This window comes from Enterobacter sichuanensis, from assembly GCF_009036245.1.
Classification (GTDB): Bacteria; Pseudomonadota; Gammaproteobacteria; order Enterobacterales; family Enterobacteriaceae; genus Enterobacter; species Enterobacter sichuanensis.
Genome location: NZ_CP027986.1, coordinates 3,202,689 through 3,219,380 on the forward strand (window position 1 = coordinate 3,202,689; position 16,692 = coordinate 3,219,380).

Consider the following 16,692-nt stretch of genomic DNA (forward strand, 5'->3'; position numbering starts at 1 on the left):
CTTAATGGTGCTGGAAGTCGGACAACAGGTCCGAAAAAGACGCAGTCTGGAACGGCTCAGTATAATGGTCTGGTTGCGCCACTCAAGGGAAAAAGTTTCGTGGCATACTATGTGCGGAATAACGAAACCGAGACCCCATGACTTTTACACTTCGACCCTATCAGCAGGAGGCCGTTGACGCCACCCTCGCCTGGTTCCGTAAACATCGCGAGCCGGCGGCGATTGTGCTGCCGACCGGTGCAGGCAAAAGCCTGGTGATCGCCGAGCTGGCGCGCCTGGCGCGTGGCCGCGTGCTGGTTCTGGCGCACGTTAAAGAGCTCGTTGCGCAGAACCATGCCAAATATTGCGCACTGGGACTGGACGCCGACATTTTTGCCGCCGGACTCAAGCGTAAAGAGAGCCACGGCAAAGTGGTCTTTGGCAGCGTGCAGTCAGTGGCCCGCAATCTCGACCTGTTTCGCAGCGAATTTTCGCTGCTTATTATCGACGAGTGTCACCGCATCAGTGATGACGACGACAGCCAGTATCAGCAAATCCTCACTCACCTCAAAGAGGTGAACCCTCACTTACGCCTTCTGGGCCTGACGGCAACCCCGTTTCGTCTCGGTAAAGGCTGGATCTACCGCTACCATTATCACGGCATGGTGCGCGGGGATGACCACGCCCTGTTTAGCGACTGCATTTACGAACTTCCGCTGCGCTACATGATTAAACATGGCTACCTGACACCGCCTGAACGGCTGGATATGCCGGTGGTGCAGTACGACTTCAGCCGTCTGCAGGCGCAGAGCAACGGCTTATTCAGCGAAGCGGATCTTAACCAGGAGCTGAAAAAGCAAAAGCGTATTACGCCGCACATCATCAGCCAGATTGAGGAGTTCGCCGCGACGCGCAAAGGGGTGATGATCTTTGCCGCCACCGTTGAGCACGCACGAGAAATCACCGGCTTACTGCCCTCTGGCGACGCGGCGCTCATCACCGGTGAGACGCCCGGCCCGGAGCGTGACGGGCTGATTGAGGCCTTTAAAGCCCAGCAGTTCCGCTATCTGGTGAACGTGTCGGTGTTGACCACCGGCTTTGACGCGCCGCACGTCGACCTGATCGCCATTTTGCGCCCGACCGAATCAGTCAGCCTGTATCAGCAGATTGTGGGTCGCGGCCTGCGACTGGCGCCGGGCAAAACCGACTGTCTGATTCTGGACTATGCCGGCAACCCGCACGATATCTATACCCCTGAAGTCGGGGCGCCCAAAGGAAAAAGCGACAACGTCCCCGTACAGGTTTTTTGCCCCGCCTGCGGGTTTGCCAACACCTTCTGGGGCAAAACAACCGCTGACGGCACGCTGATCGAACATTTTGGCCGCCGCTGCCAGGGCTGGTTTGAAGATGAAGAGGGGCACCGCGAGCAGTGCGATTTCCGTTTCCGCTTCAAAAACTGCCCGCAGTGCAACGCCGAAAACGACATAGCCGCCCGCCGCTGTCGGGAATGCGACACGGTGCTGGTTGACCCGGATGACATGCTGAAAGCGGCGCTAAAGCTGAAAGATGCCCTGGTGCTGCGCTGCTCGGGCATGGCACTGCAGCCCGGCGCCGATGAAAAAGGTGAGTGGCTGAAAATCACCTATTACGACGAGGACGGGGCGGACGTGAGTGAGCGTTTCCGGGTCCAGACGCCCGCCCAGCGCACGGCCTTCGAACAGCTGTTTATCCGCCCGCATACCCGCACGCCGGGCATCCCCCTGCGCTGGATAACCGTGGCCGATATCGTGCGCCAGCAGGGGCTGTTGCGCCATCCGGATTTTGTGGTCGCCCGTAAGAAAGGCCAGTTCTGGCAGGTGCGTGAGAAACTCTTTGACTATGAAGGTCGCTTCCGTCGCGCTAACGAATTGCGCGGTTAGGGGGACTTTTCATTGATGTGCGGGGCATTTGAGTATAAAATGCCGCCCGCTTCACATCCGTGAGGCAGAACACTCACCTGCTGCTGGGTCGCCTGTAGTAGGGTTTTAAATACAGAGAGAAATCAATGTTTACTATCGAAGCAGAAGTACGTAACGTGCAGGGTAAGGGTGCGAGCCGCCGCCTGCGTGCCGCTAACAAGTTCCCGGCTATCGTTTACGGTGGCGAAGCTGCTCCAGTTGCAATCGAACTGGATCACGACAAACTGTGGAACCTGCAGACCAAAGCTGAATTCTACAGCGAAGTTCTGACCATCGTTGTTGGCGGTAAAGAAGAAAAAGTGAAAGTTCAGGCTGTTCAGCGTCACGCGTTCAAGCCAAAACTGACTCACATCGACTTCGTTCGCGCGTAATCGCAAACCTGTCGAAAAAAACCCCGCTTCTGCGGGGTTTTTTTATGGCTGTTATTTCCCGCCAGAGGTGCGGCGCTGAAGCTGATCGCGCAGGTTCGGCGGCGTCCCTTTGATGGTCAGCGTATCGGTGGCCGGATCCCAGAAAATGCGTTCACCCAGCAGCATCGCGTCAAAGTTGATGGTTAACCCACCGCCGCTGCCGGCAAATTTGGTTAACTGACGCAACGTGCTGCGATCCGCCGGGAAGCTCTCTTCAAGCTCATAGCCTTTATCCGCAGTGAATTCCTGGAAGCTGACTTCACTCACACCTGCCAGCTCTTTGGACAGCGACTCCAGCTCAATTTCTTCCCCTGCCTGCAGCTGTTCGTTGCAGTAGCTGTAAACCTGCTGACGTACGTTCTGACGCTCAGATTTATCAAGCTGTGCTTCAGCCGTGAAGTCGTCAACCGCCTGGAGCAGCCCTTTGTTTTGCGCTTTGGCGTTAAGACCTTCGCTGGCACCGAGGAAGTCCATGAAGAAATCCGCCACTTTGCGGCCCACACGCCCTTTCAGGAAAGTCAGGTAGCGGGTCGACGCCGGGTTCGTTTCCCACTCGGTCAAATCAATGCGCGCCACAATATCCGCATGGTTGATGTCCAGATAATGGGTGGAGCTGATATCCAGCTGCTCGTTCACGCGCATGCTGCTTAAGTTATTCAGCACGGTGACCAGCAGATACTCAACCGCCAGGTAGCGGTAGTGGCAGAACAGCACGATCCCGCCGTCGGCGAAGGGATATTTCGCCAGTTCGTCGCGCAGACGCCCGGTTGCGGCGCGGCTAAACGCCAGGAAATCCTCTTCGCCCTGACGCTGCAGACGCAGGCTATCAGCCAGTTCACTCTCTTCGCTGAACAGACCGTAGGCTTTATTTTTGGCGCTGTAGACGCGATGCAGCTCTGCCATCATCTCCACAACGGTCGCCGTGGGTTCCAGTAACGAATCGCGCAGCACCACTTCAAGGGTTTGCTCATCACGCTTGATAAGCTGGTGCAAGGCAATCTGGTTGATTTCCAGACTCATGATAAACTCTCCTTTTAGACCGGGCGGTATTCAACCACCACCAGGGCATGTGTGCAACAACAGATAAAAAAGGGGAAAAAAAGCTGTTGCTACGGTAATATGTTGCCCTTTCATCAACAAACTGATTTTGATTTATGCCACAACATTCCCGCTACAGTGATGAACACGTTGAACAACTGCTCAGTGAGCTGGTCAACGTACTGGAAAAACATAAAACACCGACCGATCTCTCCCTGATGGTTTTGGGAAATATGGTCACCAACCTTATTAACACCAGCGTTGCTCCGGCTCAGCGTCAGGCGATCGCAAAATCTTTCGCCCAGGCTTTACAGTCATCCGTCAGCAACGACCAGGCCCATTAAGGGATACGAACAACAGTTTATGGTGACGAATCGTCAGCGCTACCGTGAAAAAGTCTCCCAGATGGTCAGCTGGGGGCACTGGTTTGCCCTGTTCAACATTCTGCTGGCGACGGTGATTGGCTGTCGTTATCTGTTTGTCGCAGACTGGCCCACAACGCTAACCGGGCGGATCTACTCCTGGATGAGTGTTGTTGGTCACTTTAGCTTTTTGGTTTTCGCCACCTATCTGCTGATCCTGTTCCCCCTGACGTTTATCGTCATGTCGCAGCGTCTCATGCGGTTCTTGTCCGCCATCCTTGCGACGGTGGGGATAACGCTGCTGCTTATCGACAGTGAAGTGTTTACCCGCTTCCACCTGCATCTCAACCCCATCGTCTGGGAACTGGTGATTAACCCCGACCAGAACGAAACGGCCCGTGACTGGCAGCTGATGTTTATCAGCGTCCCGGTGATCCTGTTGATTGAGATGCTGTTTGCCACCTGGAGCTGGCAAAAACTTCGCAGTCTGACCCGGCGACGCCATTACGCGAAGCCTGTTGCCACGCTCTTCTTCGTCTCGTTTATCAGTTCGCACATCATGTATATCTGGGCGGACGCGAACTTCTATCGCCCTATTACTATGCAGCGCGCCAACCTGCCGCTCTCCTATCCAATGACGGCCCGCCGCTTCCTCGAAAAACACGGTCTGCTTGATGCCCAGGAGTATCAGCGCCGTCTGGTCGAACAGGGGAATCCGGAAGCCGTCAGCGTTCAGTATCCTCTGAGCGATCTGCGTTATCGTGATATGGGTCGCGGGCAAAACGTCCTCCTGATCACCGTCGATGGCCTGAACTACTCCCGTTACGAGAAGCAGATGCCTGCGCTGGCTGAATTCGCCAGTCAAAACGTCACGTTTACTCAGCATATGAGTTCCGGTAACTCAACCGATGCGGGCATCTTTGGCCTCTTCTATGGTATTTCAGCCGGATATATGGATGGCGTGCTGTCGAGCCGCATACCTGCGGCGCTGATCACCGGGCTGAATCAGCAAGGTTATCAACTGGGGCTGTTCTCATCAGATGGCTTTAACAGCCCGCTCTACCGCCAGGCGCTGCTGTCAGATTTCTCACTGCCGCCAGCGCAGGACCAGTCCGATGCGCAGACCGCCAGCCAGTGGATAAACTGGCTGCAGCGCTACGCTCAGGAAGATAACCGCTGGTTCTCATGGGTGGCCTTTAACGGCACCACGCTTGCCAACAGCAATAAAAATGACTTTACGCGCCGCTATGGCCGCGCGGCGGGCAATGTTGATGCGCAGATAGCTCGCGTACTTGACGCGCTACGTGAGTCGGGCAAGCTGGAGAACACCGTGGTGATCGTGACCGCGGGCCATGGCGTCCCGCTGGGTGACGAAACGAAGAGTATGAACTGGTCACGTCCGAACCTGCAGGTTCCGCTGGTGATCCACTGGCCGGGCACCCCGGCTCAGCGCATCAATATGCTCACCGAGCATAAAGATGTCATGACCACCCTGATGCAACGTCTGCTGCACGTCAGCACGCCTGCAAACGAGTATTCGCAGGGGCAGGATCTCTTTAGCGCCGCGCGCCGCCATAACTGGGTCACAGCTGCCGGGAATGACACGCTGGTGGTGACCACACCGAAGCTGACGCTGGTGCTGAACAGCAACGGCAATTATCAGACGTATAATCTCGAAGGGGAGCGGTTGAAAGACCAGAAACCGCAGTTGAGTCTGCTGTTGCAGGTCCTGACGGATGAGAAGCGCTTTATCGCTAACTGATTAATTATAAACCAGTTAGCGACAGATTCCCTTGCATTCGAAACGGAATCGAGTAGTATGCTTTCTATGCGTCGGCACGTAGCGCAGCCTGGTAGCGCACCGTCATGGGGTGTCGGGGGTCGGAGGTTCAAATCCTCTCGTGCCGACCAAAAATACATTGAAAACCAGCCTCTTATGGCTGGTTTTTTATTGCGCCTCGTCCGGCGTTTTGCGCAGATACACCAGCGTAACCAGGCAAATCACCGCTCCGGCATAAAATGTATATTCCGCACCAAACGTTTCCCAAATAACACCGGCTAGCACGCTGGCGATTAACAACCCAACACCGCTGACCAGGCTAAAAATACCGAAAGCCGTGCCGCGCAAATCCGCTGGCGCAGTTTTCGCAATCATTGCCGCCAGCAATCCTTGCGTCATCCCCATATGCACGCCCCAAAGCGCAACCCCTAAAATAATGCCCGCCCAGTGGGTGCTCAGCGCAAGCACAATGTCCGCCCCTATCAGCACCACCAGTCCCCACTGCAGTAACCGGGTGTGGCTCATGACGTCGGATAACTTGCCAAACGGATAGGCTGAGAGGAAATAGAGCAGATTCATGGCCACCATCACCATCGGAATGAGCGCCAGCGGCACCCCGGACTGCTGGGCACGAAGGACCAGAAATGCCTCACTGAAACGGGCGAGTGTGAAGACAGCGCCTAACCCAATCACCCACCAGCAGCCTTTACCCAGGCGCCTGAGGTTCTCTTTTTTGATGGGATTCGTGCGTTTATGTTCAACAGGCGTTTTCGGCTCATGCAGTCCGAAGAAAAGCAGGGCAACGGCAAGTACACCGGGGATAACGGCAATCCAGAAAATAGTTCGAAAATCATCATTCCACAGTAGCATCAGGCCTACGGCCAGCAGCGGGCCGAGAAATGCGCCGATGGTGTCCATCGACTGACGCAGACCAAAGGCCGCACCGCGGAGTTCCGGTGGCGTGACGTCAGCGACCAGCGCATCACGCGGTGCACCGCGTATCCCCTTCCCTACCCGGTCGATTAAGCGTGCCCCCAGAATCATGCCGGACGAAGACGCAATAGCAAACAACGGTTTACTTAGCGCGCCAAGACCATATCCCAGTACCGCCAGCCCTTTACGTTTACCCAGATAGTCGCTAATTGCCCCGGAAAACACTTTGATAAACAGCGCAGTGGCTTCGGCCAGCCCTTCAATCAAACCGATGAAAATCACGCTGGCTCCGAGCGTCGTCACCATAAACAGCGGGAGCAGGCTGTGAATGATCTCCGAGGAGATATCCATCAACATACTGACCCCACCGACAACCCAGACGCCTTTCGGGATCCGGCTGAGCGTTGCGAACCGGGATAACATTACGCATCTCCTGCTGTATGTAGAACATTTTGCTCAAAACAGAATATCCTGGAAGCGCAGGTAAAATATCGTCAGGCATAAAAAAAGCCACCCCGCAGGATGGCTTAGTTATCGTGAATCGGTACTTAGTGCTTCTCGCGTCCGCCCAGGAAAAAAATACCCAGCGGTATGGCCAGCAGAACGGTGAACACCAGGCTATAGACGAAGATCATTGCCGATTGCAGCACGTACATGCTGGTTGTCCAGGCTGAGAGGGGGATATTGTACTGTTCGATCACACCCACAATGGTTGCCCGCCCCACGCACGCAGCAGCAATCATAAAGACCACCAGCAGCGCCAGGAGGAACTTACGGCCTTCAGGTGTTTTCAGTTTTGCACGAACCATCTCTCTTCCCTTCACAGATGAATAACATTATGTGAGGAATAAAATAACACGATCTGCCGCCCGATTCCATTCCAGCACAAAAAACCAATTCACTGGCAAAATCGTAGTTTATTACGCTACTCATATTGAAAATGTAAGTAAATGAAGCTAATCATTCAGAATTGTTATGCTAATCTGGTTCTGCTCGTTTTGACATAAAGGAATGACAATGAAAAACGCACCTAAATTTGCCATCGCTCTGATCGCCGCCGCGTGTGCCAGCGCCAGTGCTTTTGCCAGCGAAACCCCAAAAGAACAGCCGCTGGAAAAAGTCGCCCCGTATCCGAAAGCAGAGAAAGGGATGAAGCGTCAGGTGATTCAACTGCCGGTTCAGCAGGATGAAGCCAATTTCAAAGTGGAACTGTTAATTGGCAAGACGCTGGAAGTGGATTGCAACCAGCACCGTCTGGGTGGCCAGCTTGAAAGCAAAACGCTGGAAGGCTGGGGTTATGACTATTACGTCTTTGATAAAGTGACCTCTCCGGTCTCCACCATGATGGCCTGCCCGGATGGCAAGAAAGAGAAGAAATTTGTGACGGCGTATCTGGGTGATAACAGCCTGATCCGCTACAACAGCAAGCTGCCGATTGTGGTCTATACGCCTGAAAACGTCGAGGTGAAATACCGCGTGTGGAAGGCTGAAGAGAATGTCGGCCAGGCGGTAGTACGTTAAAACCAGGTCGGGTGCGCTCTGGCGCCCTCACCGCAACCCTCTCCCACCGGGAGAGGGAGAAAACACGAAAAACGGCAACGTATGTTGCCGTTTTGCTTTTACCTTACAGCGCGATATCCGCAACTGGTTTGTTTTCCGGCTGAGCCTTCAGCTCCGCTTTTGGTGCGGCATCAGCAGCAGCCTGCGGTTTGACGTATTGCAGTTGCAGTACGCGGCTGGTGTATTCCAGCTCCTGCTCCGTCGCGTCCACGTTACCGTTCAGCTTCGTGCCGTAGGATGGAATAATCGTTTTCAGCTTCGCCTGCCATTCCGGGCTGGAAACTTTATCTTTAAACACTTTTTCCATCAGGTGCAGCATGATTGGCGCAGCAGTAGATGCCCCCGGGGACGCCCCCAGCAGCGCGGCGATGGTGCCGTCCTTATCGCTTACCACTTCGGTACCCAGACGCAGCACGCCGCCTTCTTTCGGATCGCGTTTGATGATCTGTACGCGCTGACCCGCCTGCCACAAACGCCAGTCTTCTTTTTTCGCCTGCGGATAGTACTCTTTCAGCGCTTCAAAGCGTTCTTCGTCTGAGAGCATTACCTGGCTAATCAGGTATTTCACCAGGTCGAAGTTATCCAGACCGACATCCATCATCGGCTTGACGTTAGACGTGGTCGTGGCGCTCAGCAGATCCCACAGAGAGCCATTTTTCAGGAACTTGGTGGAGAAGGTTGCGAACGGTCCAAACAGCACCATGCGTTTGCCGTCAAGCATGCGGGTGTCAATGTGCGGCACGGACATCGGTGGTGCGCCTACGGAAGCCTGGCCGTACACTTTTGCCAGATGGCGATTTACCACTTCCGGATTATCGGACACCAGGAACTGACCGCCCACCGGGAAGCCCGCATAGTCGTCAGCTTCCGGAATACCGGACTCCTGCAGCAGTTTCAGCGCGGCACCGCCCGCACCAATAAAGACAAACTTCGCCTTGATGACGTGCTCAGCTTCGTTATTTTTCAGATCGGCAACGGTCACGCTCCAGCTGTTGTCCGCGTTGCGCTTGAAGCCACGCACTTCGGTGCTGAGCTGCAGGTTGAAGTTCTCTTTTTTCTTCAGAGAGGCCACCAGCTGACGGGTGATTTCACCGTAGTTGACGTCGGTACCAATCTCAGTGCGGGTCGCCGCCACTTTCTGGTTCGGATCACGACCTTCCATGACCAGCGGAGCCCACTCTTTGATCTGCGCGTGATCTTCAGAGTATTTCATGCCGCGGAACAGCGTGCTCTGCTGCAGAGCAGCGTAGCGCGCGCGCAGGAAGTTGACGTTCTGCTCGCCCCACACAAAGCTCATGTGCGGTACGGTGTTGATGAAGGAGTGCGGATCGTGCAGCACGCCGTTGTTGACCTGGTGAGACCAGAACTGGCGAGAAATCTGGAATGCTTCGTTGATCTCTACCGCCTTCTCGATACTAATGGAACCGTCCTTTTTCTGCGGCGTATAGTTCAGTTCCATGAGTGCCGAATGTCCGGTACCGGCGTTATTCCAGCCGTTCGAACTCTCCTGCGCCACGCCATCGAGGCGCTCGACCATGGTCATTGACCAGTCCGGCTGCAGTTCCTGCAGATAGGTTCCCAGCGTGGCGCTCATGATACCGCCACCAATTAAAAGGACGTCCGTTTCCTGCTCTTTTGGTGCGTCAGCTTTCGCCGCCATAGAGACGGTGTTAAGCCCCACGGCCAGAGAAAAGAGCATGGCAGTCATTTTTTTCATAATTTATGCCTTAGTGTAAAAGTGCTTGATGCGTGGAAATTGCAGGTGAAAAAAGCTGCGGGGGCACGGTAACAACTTTTAAATATTGTTTAAAGGTTACGAAATTATTGTAATTGTGAAATTTAATGATGGATTGTTTGTGGGGGATTACGCTGGCGGCTGGCAATAGGCGCATTTTCTGGCTACTATCCTGCACTTTGTGATCGCGCGCACGGAAGCCTGCCCTAACCAGCAAAGTGTTATGTCCTTACCCCAACCTGCTTTACCCCGCGAAGGCCACGTCAGCATGGTCCTCAGTTCACCCAAACGTCTGATGCGTGAAACGCTGGCGGGTGTGATTACCGCTCTGGCGCTGATCCCCGAAGTGATTTCATTTTCCGTGGTTGCGGGCGTTGACCCAAAGGTCAGCCTTTTTGCCTCTGTAGTGCTGTGTCTCGCCCTGTCCGTGCTGGGTGGTCGTCCGGCGATGGTCACGGCAGCGGCCGGCTCCGTCGCGCTGGTCATTGGCCCAATGGTGCATCAGCACGGCGTGCAGTACATTCTGCCGGCGGTGCTGATGGCTGGCGTGATTCAGATCCTGTTCGGGGTATCGGGCATGGCCCGTCTGATGCGCTTTATCCCGCAGGCCGTCATGATCGGGTTTGTTAACGCGCTCGGTATATTGATTTTCTTCGCCCAGGTTCCTCACTTCTGGAGCCGAAGCCCGCTGATTGTAGGCCTGTTTATGCTGACGGTGCTGATTGTGCTGTGGGTACCGCGCTACATCAAAAGTGTCCCTTCGCCGCTGATCGCCATTGTGGTGTTGACGCTGTATACCGTGAGCACCGGTCAAATCCTGCCGACCGTGGGTGATGAAGGCGCGATAAGCGGCGGTTTACCGGGGCTTACCGAACTGCGGGTACCGCTGAATTTACAGACGCTGAGCATTATCTGGCCGTGCGCGCTGAGTATCGCCTTCGTCGGCCTGCTCGAATCCCTGCTCACGGCAAAGCTGGTGGATGAGCTGACCGCAACGCCGTCGAGCAAGCGCCGTGAGAGCATCGGGCTGGGCGTGGGGAATATTCTGTCCGGTTTTTACGGTGGCATTGCGGGCTGCGCGATGATCGGACAAACCATCGTCAACGTCGAGATGGGGAAAGGACGAAGCCGCATTTCAACCCTTGCGGCGGGCATCGTGCTGCTGGTTCTGGTGACAGCGCTCAGTGACGTAATGGCCAAAATCCCGATGGCGGTGCTGGCCGGGATCATGGCGATTGTCGCCATTAAAACGTTCAGCTGGCACAGCCTCCAGCCTGCAACCGTAAAAAATGCCCCGATTGCGGAAACGGTGGTCATGCTGGTCACCGTGGCCGCCACGGTATCAACGGGCAACCTGGCGATTGGCGTACTGGGCGGGATCATCGTTATGGCGCTGCTTCCCGCCCGCGTTAAGCGTCGGCTTAAAGCAGAAAAATCGTTGCCAGGCCAAGAAAAATAAAGAAACCGCCGGTATCGGTGATGGCGGTGATCATCACGCTCGACCCCACAGCGGGGTCGCGCCCCAGTTTGGTCATCGTTAACGGAATAATAACCCCCATCATCGATGCCACCAGCAGATTCAACACCATCGCCAGCATCATTACTCCACCTAACGCCATATCGTCATACAGCCACCAGGTGATGCCGCCCATGATGCCGCCCCATACCAGGCCGTTAATCAGCGCCACGCCCATCTCTCTGAAAATCAGAAAGGCGAAGTTACCCGGCTGAATGTTCTCCAGCGCCAGCGCGCGGACGATCATGGTAATGGTCTGGTTGCCGGTGTTACCGCCAATCCCGGCCACAATCGGCATCAGCGAGGCTAAAGCCACCAGTTGCGAAATGGTATGTTCAAAGCCATCAATCACGCGGGAGGCGATGAACGCGGTACACAAATTAATGGCAAGCCAGGCCCAGCGGGTTTTGACCGCCTTGCCGACGGAGGCATGGACATCGTCTTCGGCGCTGATCCCCCCAAGGGCGCGCAGGTCGTTATCAGTTTCTTCATAAACGACGTCAACGATCTCATCGATGGTCAGACGCCCCATCAGTTTGCCGACGGAATCGACAACCGCCGCGCTCACGAGGTCGTCACGTTCGAAGGTACGCGCCGCTTTTTCCGCATCGTCTTCCGGGGAGAAGACCATCGGCTCGTTTTCCATCACCTCGCTCACCTTCCGCTGGGTGCTGTTAAGCAGGATGGTTTTCAGCTCCAGCTCGCCGAGCAGGGTTTTATCCCGCGAGGTGACAAACAGTTTATCGGTGTTGTCCGGCATCCTGCCCAGGCGACGCAGGTAGCGTTGGACGGTACCGAGCGTGACGTCAGGACGAACGGTGATAACCCCGAACTCCATAATCGCGCCGACGCTGTTTTTCTCATAGTGCATCACCTGGCGCACGCGCGCCCGTTCATCGGCAGGCAGGGAAGCCAGCAAGCGACCGGTCAGGTTTCGTGGCAGGTGTTGAACCAGGTAAATCTGCTCGTCGATATCCAGCGTTTGCAGGGCGTCGAGGATGTCCCGGTCGCTCATCTCATCAATGAGGTCGTCCCAGACGTTTTCCGAGGCCTCAAGCAACACCTGTCCGCGCTCGTGGTCTTGTACCAGCCGCCACAGAGCGTGACGCTCTTCCGAGGGAAGCGCTTCCAGGGTGTCCGCCAGGTCAGGTGGGGGTAAATGCGCAACCAGCGCCCCTACCTCAGCAATATCGTCGGCTAACGTGCCGACATCATATTGCTCAGCCAGGGTGAGTTTGCCTAATAACGTAGACGTGACCGCTTTATCGGTCGTGAGAAGCCAGATAAGTCGCGCGCGTTCCTGGTCGCGCTGCCTGGCGCTGTTTTTCTTTAATACCGACATCAATCATAAATCCATGAAATAAGTTGGTATTAAGCATAGCGCGGGGATATGTAAATAAGAATAAACAACGGGTCGGGATGGAGAAAAAATCGGCATTATGGCCACGATCTATCCCCTCTCCCTGTGGGCTGAGGGATCCCCAGTAATTTTTTACCTGAAGCGATGAACGTTGCTTCAGTAAAATTAATGGCTTACAGCGATACCCTGGTCCGGCTGTAAATCGCCGAAGCGTTTCCATAAGGCCGGGGCGAGGCGCAGGGATGCGCCGAGAGGGCGTGGCCTGCAGGGATGCAGGCTCATGCCCGACCCGATAGCCTGGAGGAATAAGCTGAGGGTACCGCGAAGCGGCGATTTACCGCCGGGAGCCCGGGTCGCCAGGGCGGTGGCGATTGAGCCGCCCTGGCACGTTCACTGGTCATGCTGTTACAGAGTAGCAAGGAACATTAAGTGAACGGAATAACCTCTACAGCCGTATGTTCCCCCTCACCCCAGCCCTCTCCCTCAAGGGAGAGGGGGTTGTCTGTGCAGGCATTATTTTGTGGGGATCCCTCAGCCCTGTGGGAGAGGGTTAAGATGAGGGCATCAGGCCGTGCGCGCCACCGCATCACGCGATGCCGCATCGCGCGCTTCACCGGTCAGCTCGCTCAGCTTGCCCTCGCGCATCTCCAGCAAACGGTCAGCATGAGTAAAGTAATGATCGTCATGGCTGATGGCGAAAATCGTTTTGCCCATCTGCTGCATCAGCGGCAGCAGCACCTGGTAAAACTCGCGGCGGAAGTGGGGATCCTGATCCGCCGCCCACTCATCAAGCAGAATGATGTCACGCTCTTCCGCCAGCGCCAGCAGCAGCGCCACGCGTTTTTTCTGCCCTTTCGAGAGCCTGAGGTTGAGGATCTTGCCGTCCTGCAGCTCCAGCTTGTGTGACATCTGCAGCTGCGCCAGCCATTTCTCCACCAGCGCAGGATTGGCCTGTTGCCCTTCCGGTCCCAGCAGGTGGTCAAACAGCCAGACGTCGGTGAACACCGCCGAGAAAAGCTTGCGGTAATCCTCAGGTTTTTCTGCGCTCAGCGCCTTACCATCCAGCAAAATCTCACCCGACTGCGGCTGATAAAGCCCGGTGAGCAGCATCGCGAGGGTCGATTTCCCACTGCCGTTACCGCCAATCAGGAACAGCAGCTCGCCGCGGTGAATCGTCAGATTGATCGGCCCCACGGAGAAAGCGTTGTCCTGATAGCGGAACGTGACGTTACGCAGCTCCAGCGTCTGCCAGTTCGGGAAGGCCTGCGGGCGCGGGAATTCAGCGTTAAACGGTGCAAGATCGAACTTTTTGAGCTTATTAAACGCCACCTGCGCGCTCAGCAGGGTCGGCAATGCGCCGACGGCCGAAAGCAGCGGCGTGCGCAAGAACAGCAGCGTCAGCGAGTAGGTTGCCGCGACGTTCGTATCCGCCCAGCCCAGGCTGTTCGCCATCCAGAATACCAGGCCAATCGCCCCCAGCATCATAATGTTTGACCAGTTCACCGCGCTCAGGTGGAAGGTATCGGCACGAATAATATGGTGCCGGTATTCGCGGGCGTCGGGAATATAGAGATTGTTAAAGATATGCTCGGCGCGCTCGCAGTTCAGGGTCAGCTCTTTGCGCCCTTCGAGTACCGTCTGGTAATCGTTGTAGAGCTTATCCTCGGTTTCGCGCAGTACCGCCATGTGTTTGTAGACGCGTGACACCAGCACAAAACCGCCCCAGATGGTGATGGCAATCCACAGGGCGGTTACCGCCAGCATTTTGCTGGAGAGCCAGGCGAGATAAGCAGCAGAGCCAAAGGTCAGAATAATCCCCTGCACCAGCTCCGGAAGACGAACGAACGCAATAGTAATGGCGCGCACGTCACTGGTTAACCCCGCCAGCAGAGACGCGCTGCCGAGTTGTTCAATGCGCTCTACGTGGGTGTCCAGAATCCGCTTGATAAATTCGCTGCGCAGACGAAAAACGAAATGGTGGCCGAGCGCGGTCAGCGCCAGCTGAGAGCCGAGCGTGACTGCCATCAACAGCATTAGCAGGGCAAGAAATTCCGGCAATACGGCGAGTGATGTGTCGACCATTTCAATCAAACGCACGTTGATAAACGCGATCAGGCCAATACCCAGTGCGGCGCTGGCGAGGCTTAGCGCCATGACGGCCATGAAGGGCCAGCGATACTGACGCCAGACAAGGAGAAGTAGTTGCATGCAGGCAATCCGGACAATAAAAATCAGCCAGCAGTGTAAACTGCCCGGCGTGTACATCAAGAATAATTCTTATTTTTGTTTACTAAAACCCGCCTGGCGGAACGTCAGGTTGTAACGGTACTCACCCGTTAGGGGGTGAACGCCGGGTTTCAGCGGCTGAATGCCGTGATAATACAGCCGCGATTCCCTGCCCCACACCACTACATCGCCATGTTCCAGCATGATGCGTTTGAGCGGATCGTTGCGGCGTAACCCGCCAAACTGGAACACGGCGGGCAGACCTAACGATACCGAGACGATAGGCGCGCGCAGATCGGGCTCATCCTTATCCTGATGCAGCGAGAGCTTCGCGCCAATGGCGTAGCGGTTAATCAGGCAGGCATCAGGACGGAAGTCGGCATAATCCGCGGCGACGGCAGCATCGTGACACAGCGTCTGAAAAACCGCAGGCATGGGAGGCCACGGCTGGCCGGTTGCGGGGTCGTTCGGCGCATACAGATAGCCGCGTTCGTTGGTCGCCCACCCCAGTTCACCGCAGTTAGCCATCGCAACCGACATGGTGTAGCCGCCCGGCGTGATCATGTGACGAAACGGTGAAACCGCCGTGACCTCGTCAATACCCTCCAGCAGCGCCGCCGCACGGGAAAGCGCAAAGCGGCGCAGGATAACCGCCCCCGGCGCCAGCGGCTCCTGCCAGGGTTCAGCATCCGCAAAAAGATCGAGCATTATCCCTCCCGGCGTTTCGCCTCACGTTTCAGTAATAACGCTTTTCGCGCAGTCCCCCACCGATAACCTGACAGCGCGCCGTCGTTGCGAACAACACGATGACAGGGGATCACAATCGCCAGCGTGTTTGCCGCACAGGCACCGGCAACGGCGCGTACCGCGTTGGGCTGACCAATCGCCTGCGCCACCTGCTGGTAACTTGCCGTTTCACCGCAGGGGATAGTTCGCAGGGCTTGCCAGACCCGCTGCTGGAACGCCGTCCCACGAATATCCAGCGGCAGCGCAAGCGGTACAGAACGGTTATCAATACTGGCAATTACCTGATGGATCCGTTGCACGAAGTCGTCGTCCAGCGGCGCGTGCTCTGCGTTTGGGAACACCGTCGCCAGCTCTTCGATTAATTGCGCATCGGTGTCACCCAGCAGGATCGCGCAGATCCCCCGCTCACTTTCTGCCACCAGGCAGCGTCCTAAAGCGCAATTATCGATGGCATAACGCACTGCCGCATCCCCTTTACGGTACTGCTTCGCCGTCATACCCAGCGCATCGTTGGCTTTACGATAATAGCTACTGCTGTCAGGAAACCCAGCCGCCAGCACGGCATCGGTAATTTTATCCCCCTGCGCAAGCGCGGCGCGCAGGCGCTGACCTCGTGCCGCCTGCTGCCAGGCTTTCGGGGTCATACCGGTGACAGACTTAAACAGACGGTGGAAATGGTAAGGACTCATGGCAACCTGCTGCGCCAGCTTCTCCAGGGTTAACGCCGGATCCTGCTCCAGCAGACGGCAGGCGTGTTCCACTTTGGCCAGCTTCTGTTCCTGCGGATCGCGCTTGTCCGGCATGCAGCGCTTGCATGGCCGAAATCCTGCCTGAACGGCATGGTGGGCATCAGGGTAAAAGCGGACATTTTTACGCAGCGCGTGACGGGCACGGCATGACGGACGGCAGAAAATACCCGTCGTCTGCACAGCGAAGACAAACTGATCGTCAGCGCGCGGATCGCGGGCCAGCACGGCCAGCCAGCGATCCTCATCGGTCATTAAGGTCAGGTTTCTCATGATCGGCTCCTCTTATAAGCATATATACAGCCTGCCTGAGCGCCACAGATTAAAAACCCGCAACCTTGC

14 protein-coding genes and 1 tRNA gene are annotated in these 16,692 nt (G+C 56.0%); 7 read left to right on the forward strand and 8 right to left on the reverse strand.

The window, feature by feature from the left end; genetic code table 11:
• Positions 1–137: 137 nt before the first annotated feature.
• Both radD and rplY read left to right on the forward strand, forming a co-directional pair.
• The gene (gene radD / locus C1N69_RS15430; protein ID WP_155031500.1) at positions 138–1,898 is read left to right on the forward strand and encodes a DNA repair helicase RadD; all 1,761 of its coding nucleotides are present in this window, start codon (positions 138–140) and stop codon (positions 1,896–1,898) included.
• A gap of 125 nt (positions 1,899–2,023) precedes the next feature.
• Positions 2,024–2,308 carry a 50S ribosomal protein L25 gene (gene rplY, locus C1N69_RS15435; protein WP_025756288.1) on the forward strand — a complete coding sequence of 95 codons (285 nt, stop codon included), beginning with the start codon at positions 2,024–2,026 and terminating at the stop codon, positions 2,306–2,308.
• 51 nt (positions 2,309–2,359) lie between these two features.
• Here the strand turns inward: rplY and yejK are convergent, their stop codons facing one another.
• On the reverse strand, positions 2,360–3,367 hold the full coding sequence (gene yejK / locus C1N69_RS15440; protein WP_025756289.1) for a nucleoid-associated protein YejK: 1,008 nt from the start codon (positions 3,365–3,367) through the stop codon (positions 2,360–2,362).
• 134 nt (positions 3,368–3,501) lie between these two features.
• On the opposite strand from yejK, the gene C1N69_RS15445 reads away from it, so the two are divergent.
• The 3 genes from C1N69_RS15445 to C1N69_RS15455 all read left to right on the forward strand — a co-directional run bounded on the left by C1N69_RS15445 (position 3,502) and on the right by C1N69_RS15455 (position 5,658).
• Positions 3,502–3,729 carry a YejL family protein gene (locus tag C1N69_RS15445; RefSeq protein WP_014884596.1) on the forward strand — a complete coding sequence of 76 codons (228 nt, stop codon included), beginning with the start codon at positions 3,502–3,504 and terminating at the stop codon, positions 3,727–3,729.
• Between the two features lie 19 nt (positions 3,730–3,748).
• The gene (yejM, locus tag C1N69_RS15450) at positions 3,749–5,509 is read left to right on the forward strand and encodes an LPS biosynthesis-modulating metalloenzyme YejM (RefSeq protein WP_047959128.1); all 1,761 of its coding nucleotides are present in this window, start codon (positions 3,749–3,751) and stop codon (positions 5,507–5,509) included.
• 72 nt (positions 5,510–5,581) lie between these two features.
• Positions 5,582–5,658, forward strand: a tRNA-Pro gene (locus tag C1N69_RS15455).
• Positions 5,659–5,695: 37 nt separating this feature from the next.
• Here the strand turns inward: C1N69_RS15455 and C1N69_RS15460 are convergent.
• Together C1N69_RS15460 and C1N69_RS15465 are read right to left on the reverse strand one after the other, a co-directional pair.
• Positions 5,696–6,883 carry an MFS transporter gene (locus tag C1N69_RS15460; RefSeq protein ID WP_155031501.1) on the reverse strand — a complete coding sequence of 396 codons (1,188 nt, stop codon included), beginning with the start codon at positions 6,881–6,883 and terminating at the stop codon, positions 5,696–5,698.
• Between the two features lie 125 nt (positions 6,884–7,008).
• Positions 7,009–7,269, reverse strand: coding sequence for a DUF2534 family protein (locus C1N69_RS15465; RefSeq protein WP_008500962.1), 261 nt, complete (start codon positions 7,267–7,269; stop codon positions 7,009–7,011).
• Between the two features lie 208 nt (positions 7,270–7,477).
• Here C1N69_RS15465 and eco point away from each other — a divergent pair, with 208 nt between their 5' ends.
• The gene (gene eco, locus C1N69_RS15470; protein ID WP_025756296.1) at positions 7,478–7,981 is read left to right on the forward strand and encodes a serine protease inhibitor ecotin; all 504 of its coding nucleotides are present in this window, start codon (positions 7,478–7,480) and stop codon (positions 7,979–7,981) included.
• 103 nt (positions 7,982–8,084) lie between these two features.
• On the opposite strand, the gene mqo is transcribed toward eco, so the two are convergent.
• Complete coding sequence (mqo, locus tag C1N69_RS15475; RefSeq protein ID WP_155031502.1) at positions 8,085–9,737, reverse strand: malate dehydrogenase (quinone); 1,653 nt, start codon at positions 9,735–9,737, stop codon at positions 8,085–8,087.
• Positions 9,738–9,924: 187 nt separating this feature from the next.
• Here mqo and C1N69_RS15480 point away from each other — a divergent pair, with 187 nt between their 5' ends.
• Positions 9,925–11,214: a SulP family inorganic anion transporter gene (locus C1N69_RS15480; RefSeq protein WP_155031503.1), complete on the forward strand. Its 1,290-nt coding sequence runs from the start codon at positions 9,925–9,927 to the stop codon at positions 11,212–11,214.
• On the opposite strand, the gene mgtE is transcribed toward C1N69_RS15480, so the two are convergent.
• From mgtE to ada, 4 genes are all read right to left on the reverse strand, one after another.
• Positions 11,177–12,613, reverse strand: a complete 1,437-nt coding sequence (gene mgtE / locus C1N69_RS15485) for a magnesium transporter (RefSeq protein WP_025756298.1) — start codon at positions 12,611–12,613, stop codon at positions 11,177–11,179. The genes C1N69_RS15480 and mgtE overlap by 38 nt on opposite strands.
• Before the next feature lie 582 nt (positions 12,614–13,195).
• Positions 13,196–14,839 carry a multidrug ABC transporter permease/ATP-binding protein gene (locus C1N69_RS15490; RefSeq protein WP_155031504.1) on the reverse strand — a complete coding sequence of 548 codons (1,644 nt, stop codon included), beginning with the start codon at positions 14,837–14,839 and terminating at the stop codon, positions 13,196–13,198.
• 69 nt (positions 14,840–14,908) lie between these two features.
• The gene (alkB, locus tag C1N69_RS15495) at positions 14,909–15,565 is read right to left on the reverse strand and encodes a DNA oxidative demethylase AlkB (protein WP_047959132.1); all 657 of its coding nucleotides are present in this window, start codon (positions 15,563–15,565) and stop codon (positions 14,909–14,911) included.
• Positions 15,565–16,623 carry a bifunctional DNA-binding transcriptional regulator/O6-methylguanine-DNA methyltransferase Ada gene (gene ada / locus C1N69_RS15500; protein WP_155031505.1) on the reverse strand — a complete coding sequence of 353 codons (1,059 nt, stop codon included), beginning with the start codon at positions 16,621–16,623 and terminating at the stop codon, positions 15,565–15,567. Before ada ends, alkB begins: the two co-directional genes overlap by 1 nt.
• Positions 16,624–16,692: the final 69 nt, after the last annotated feature.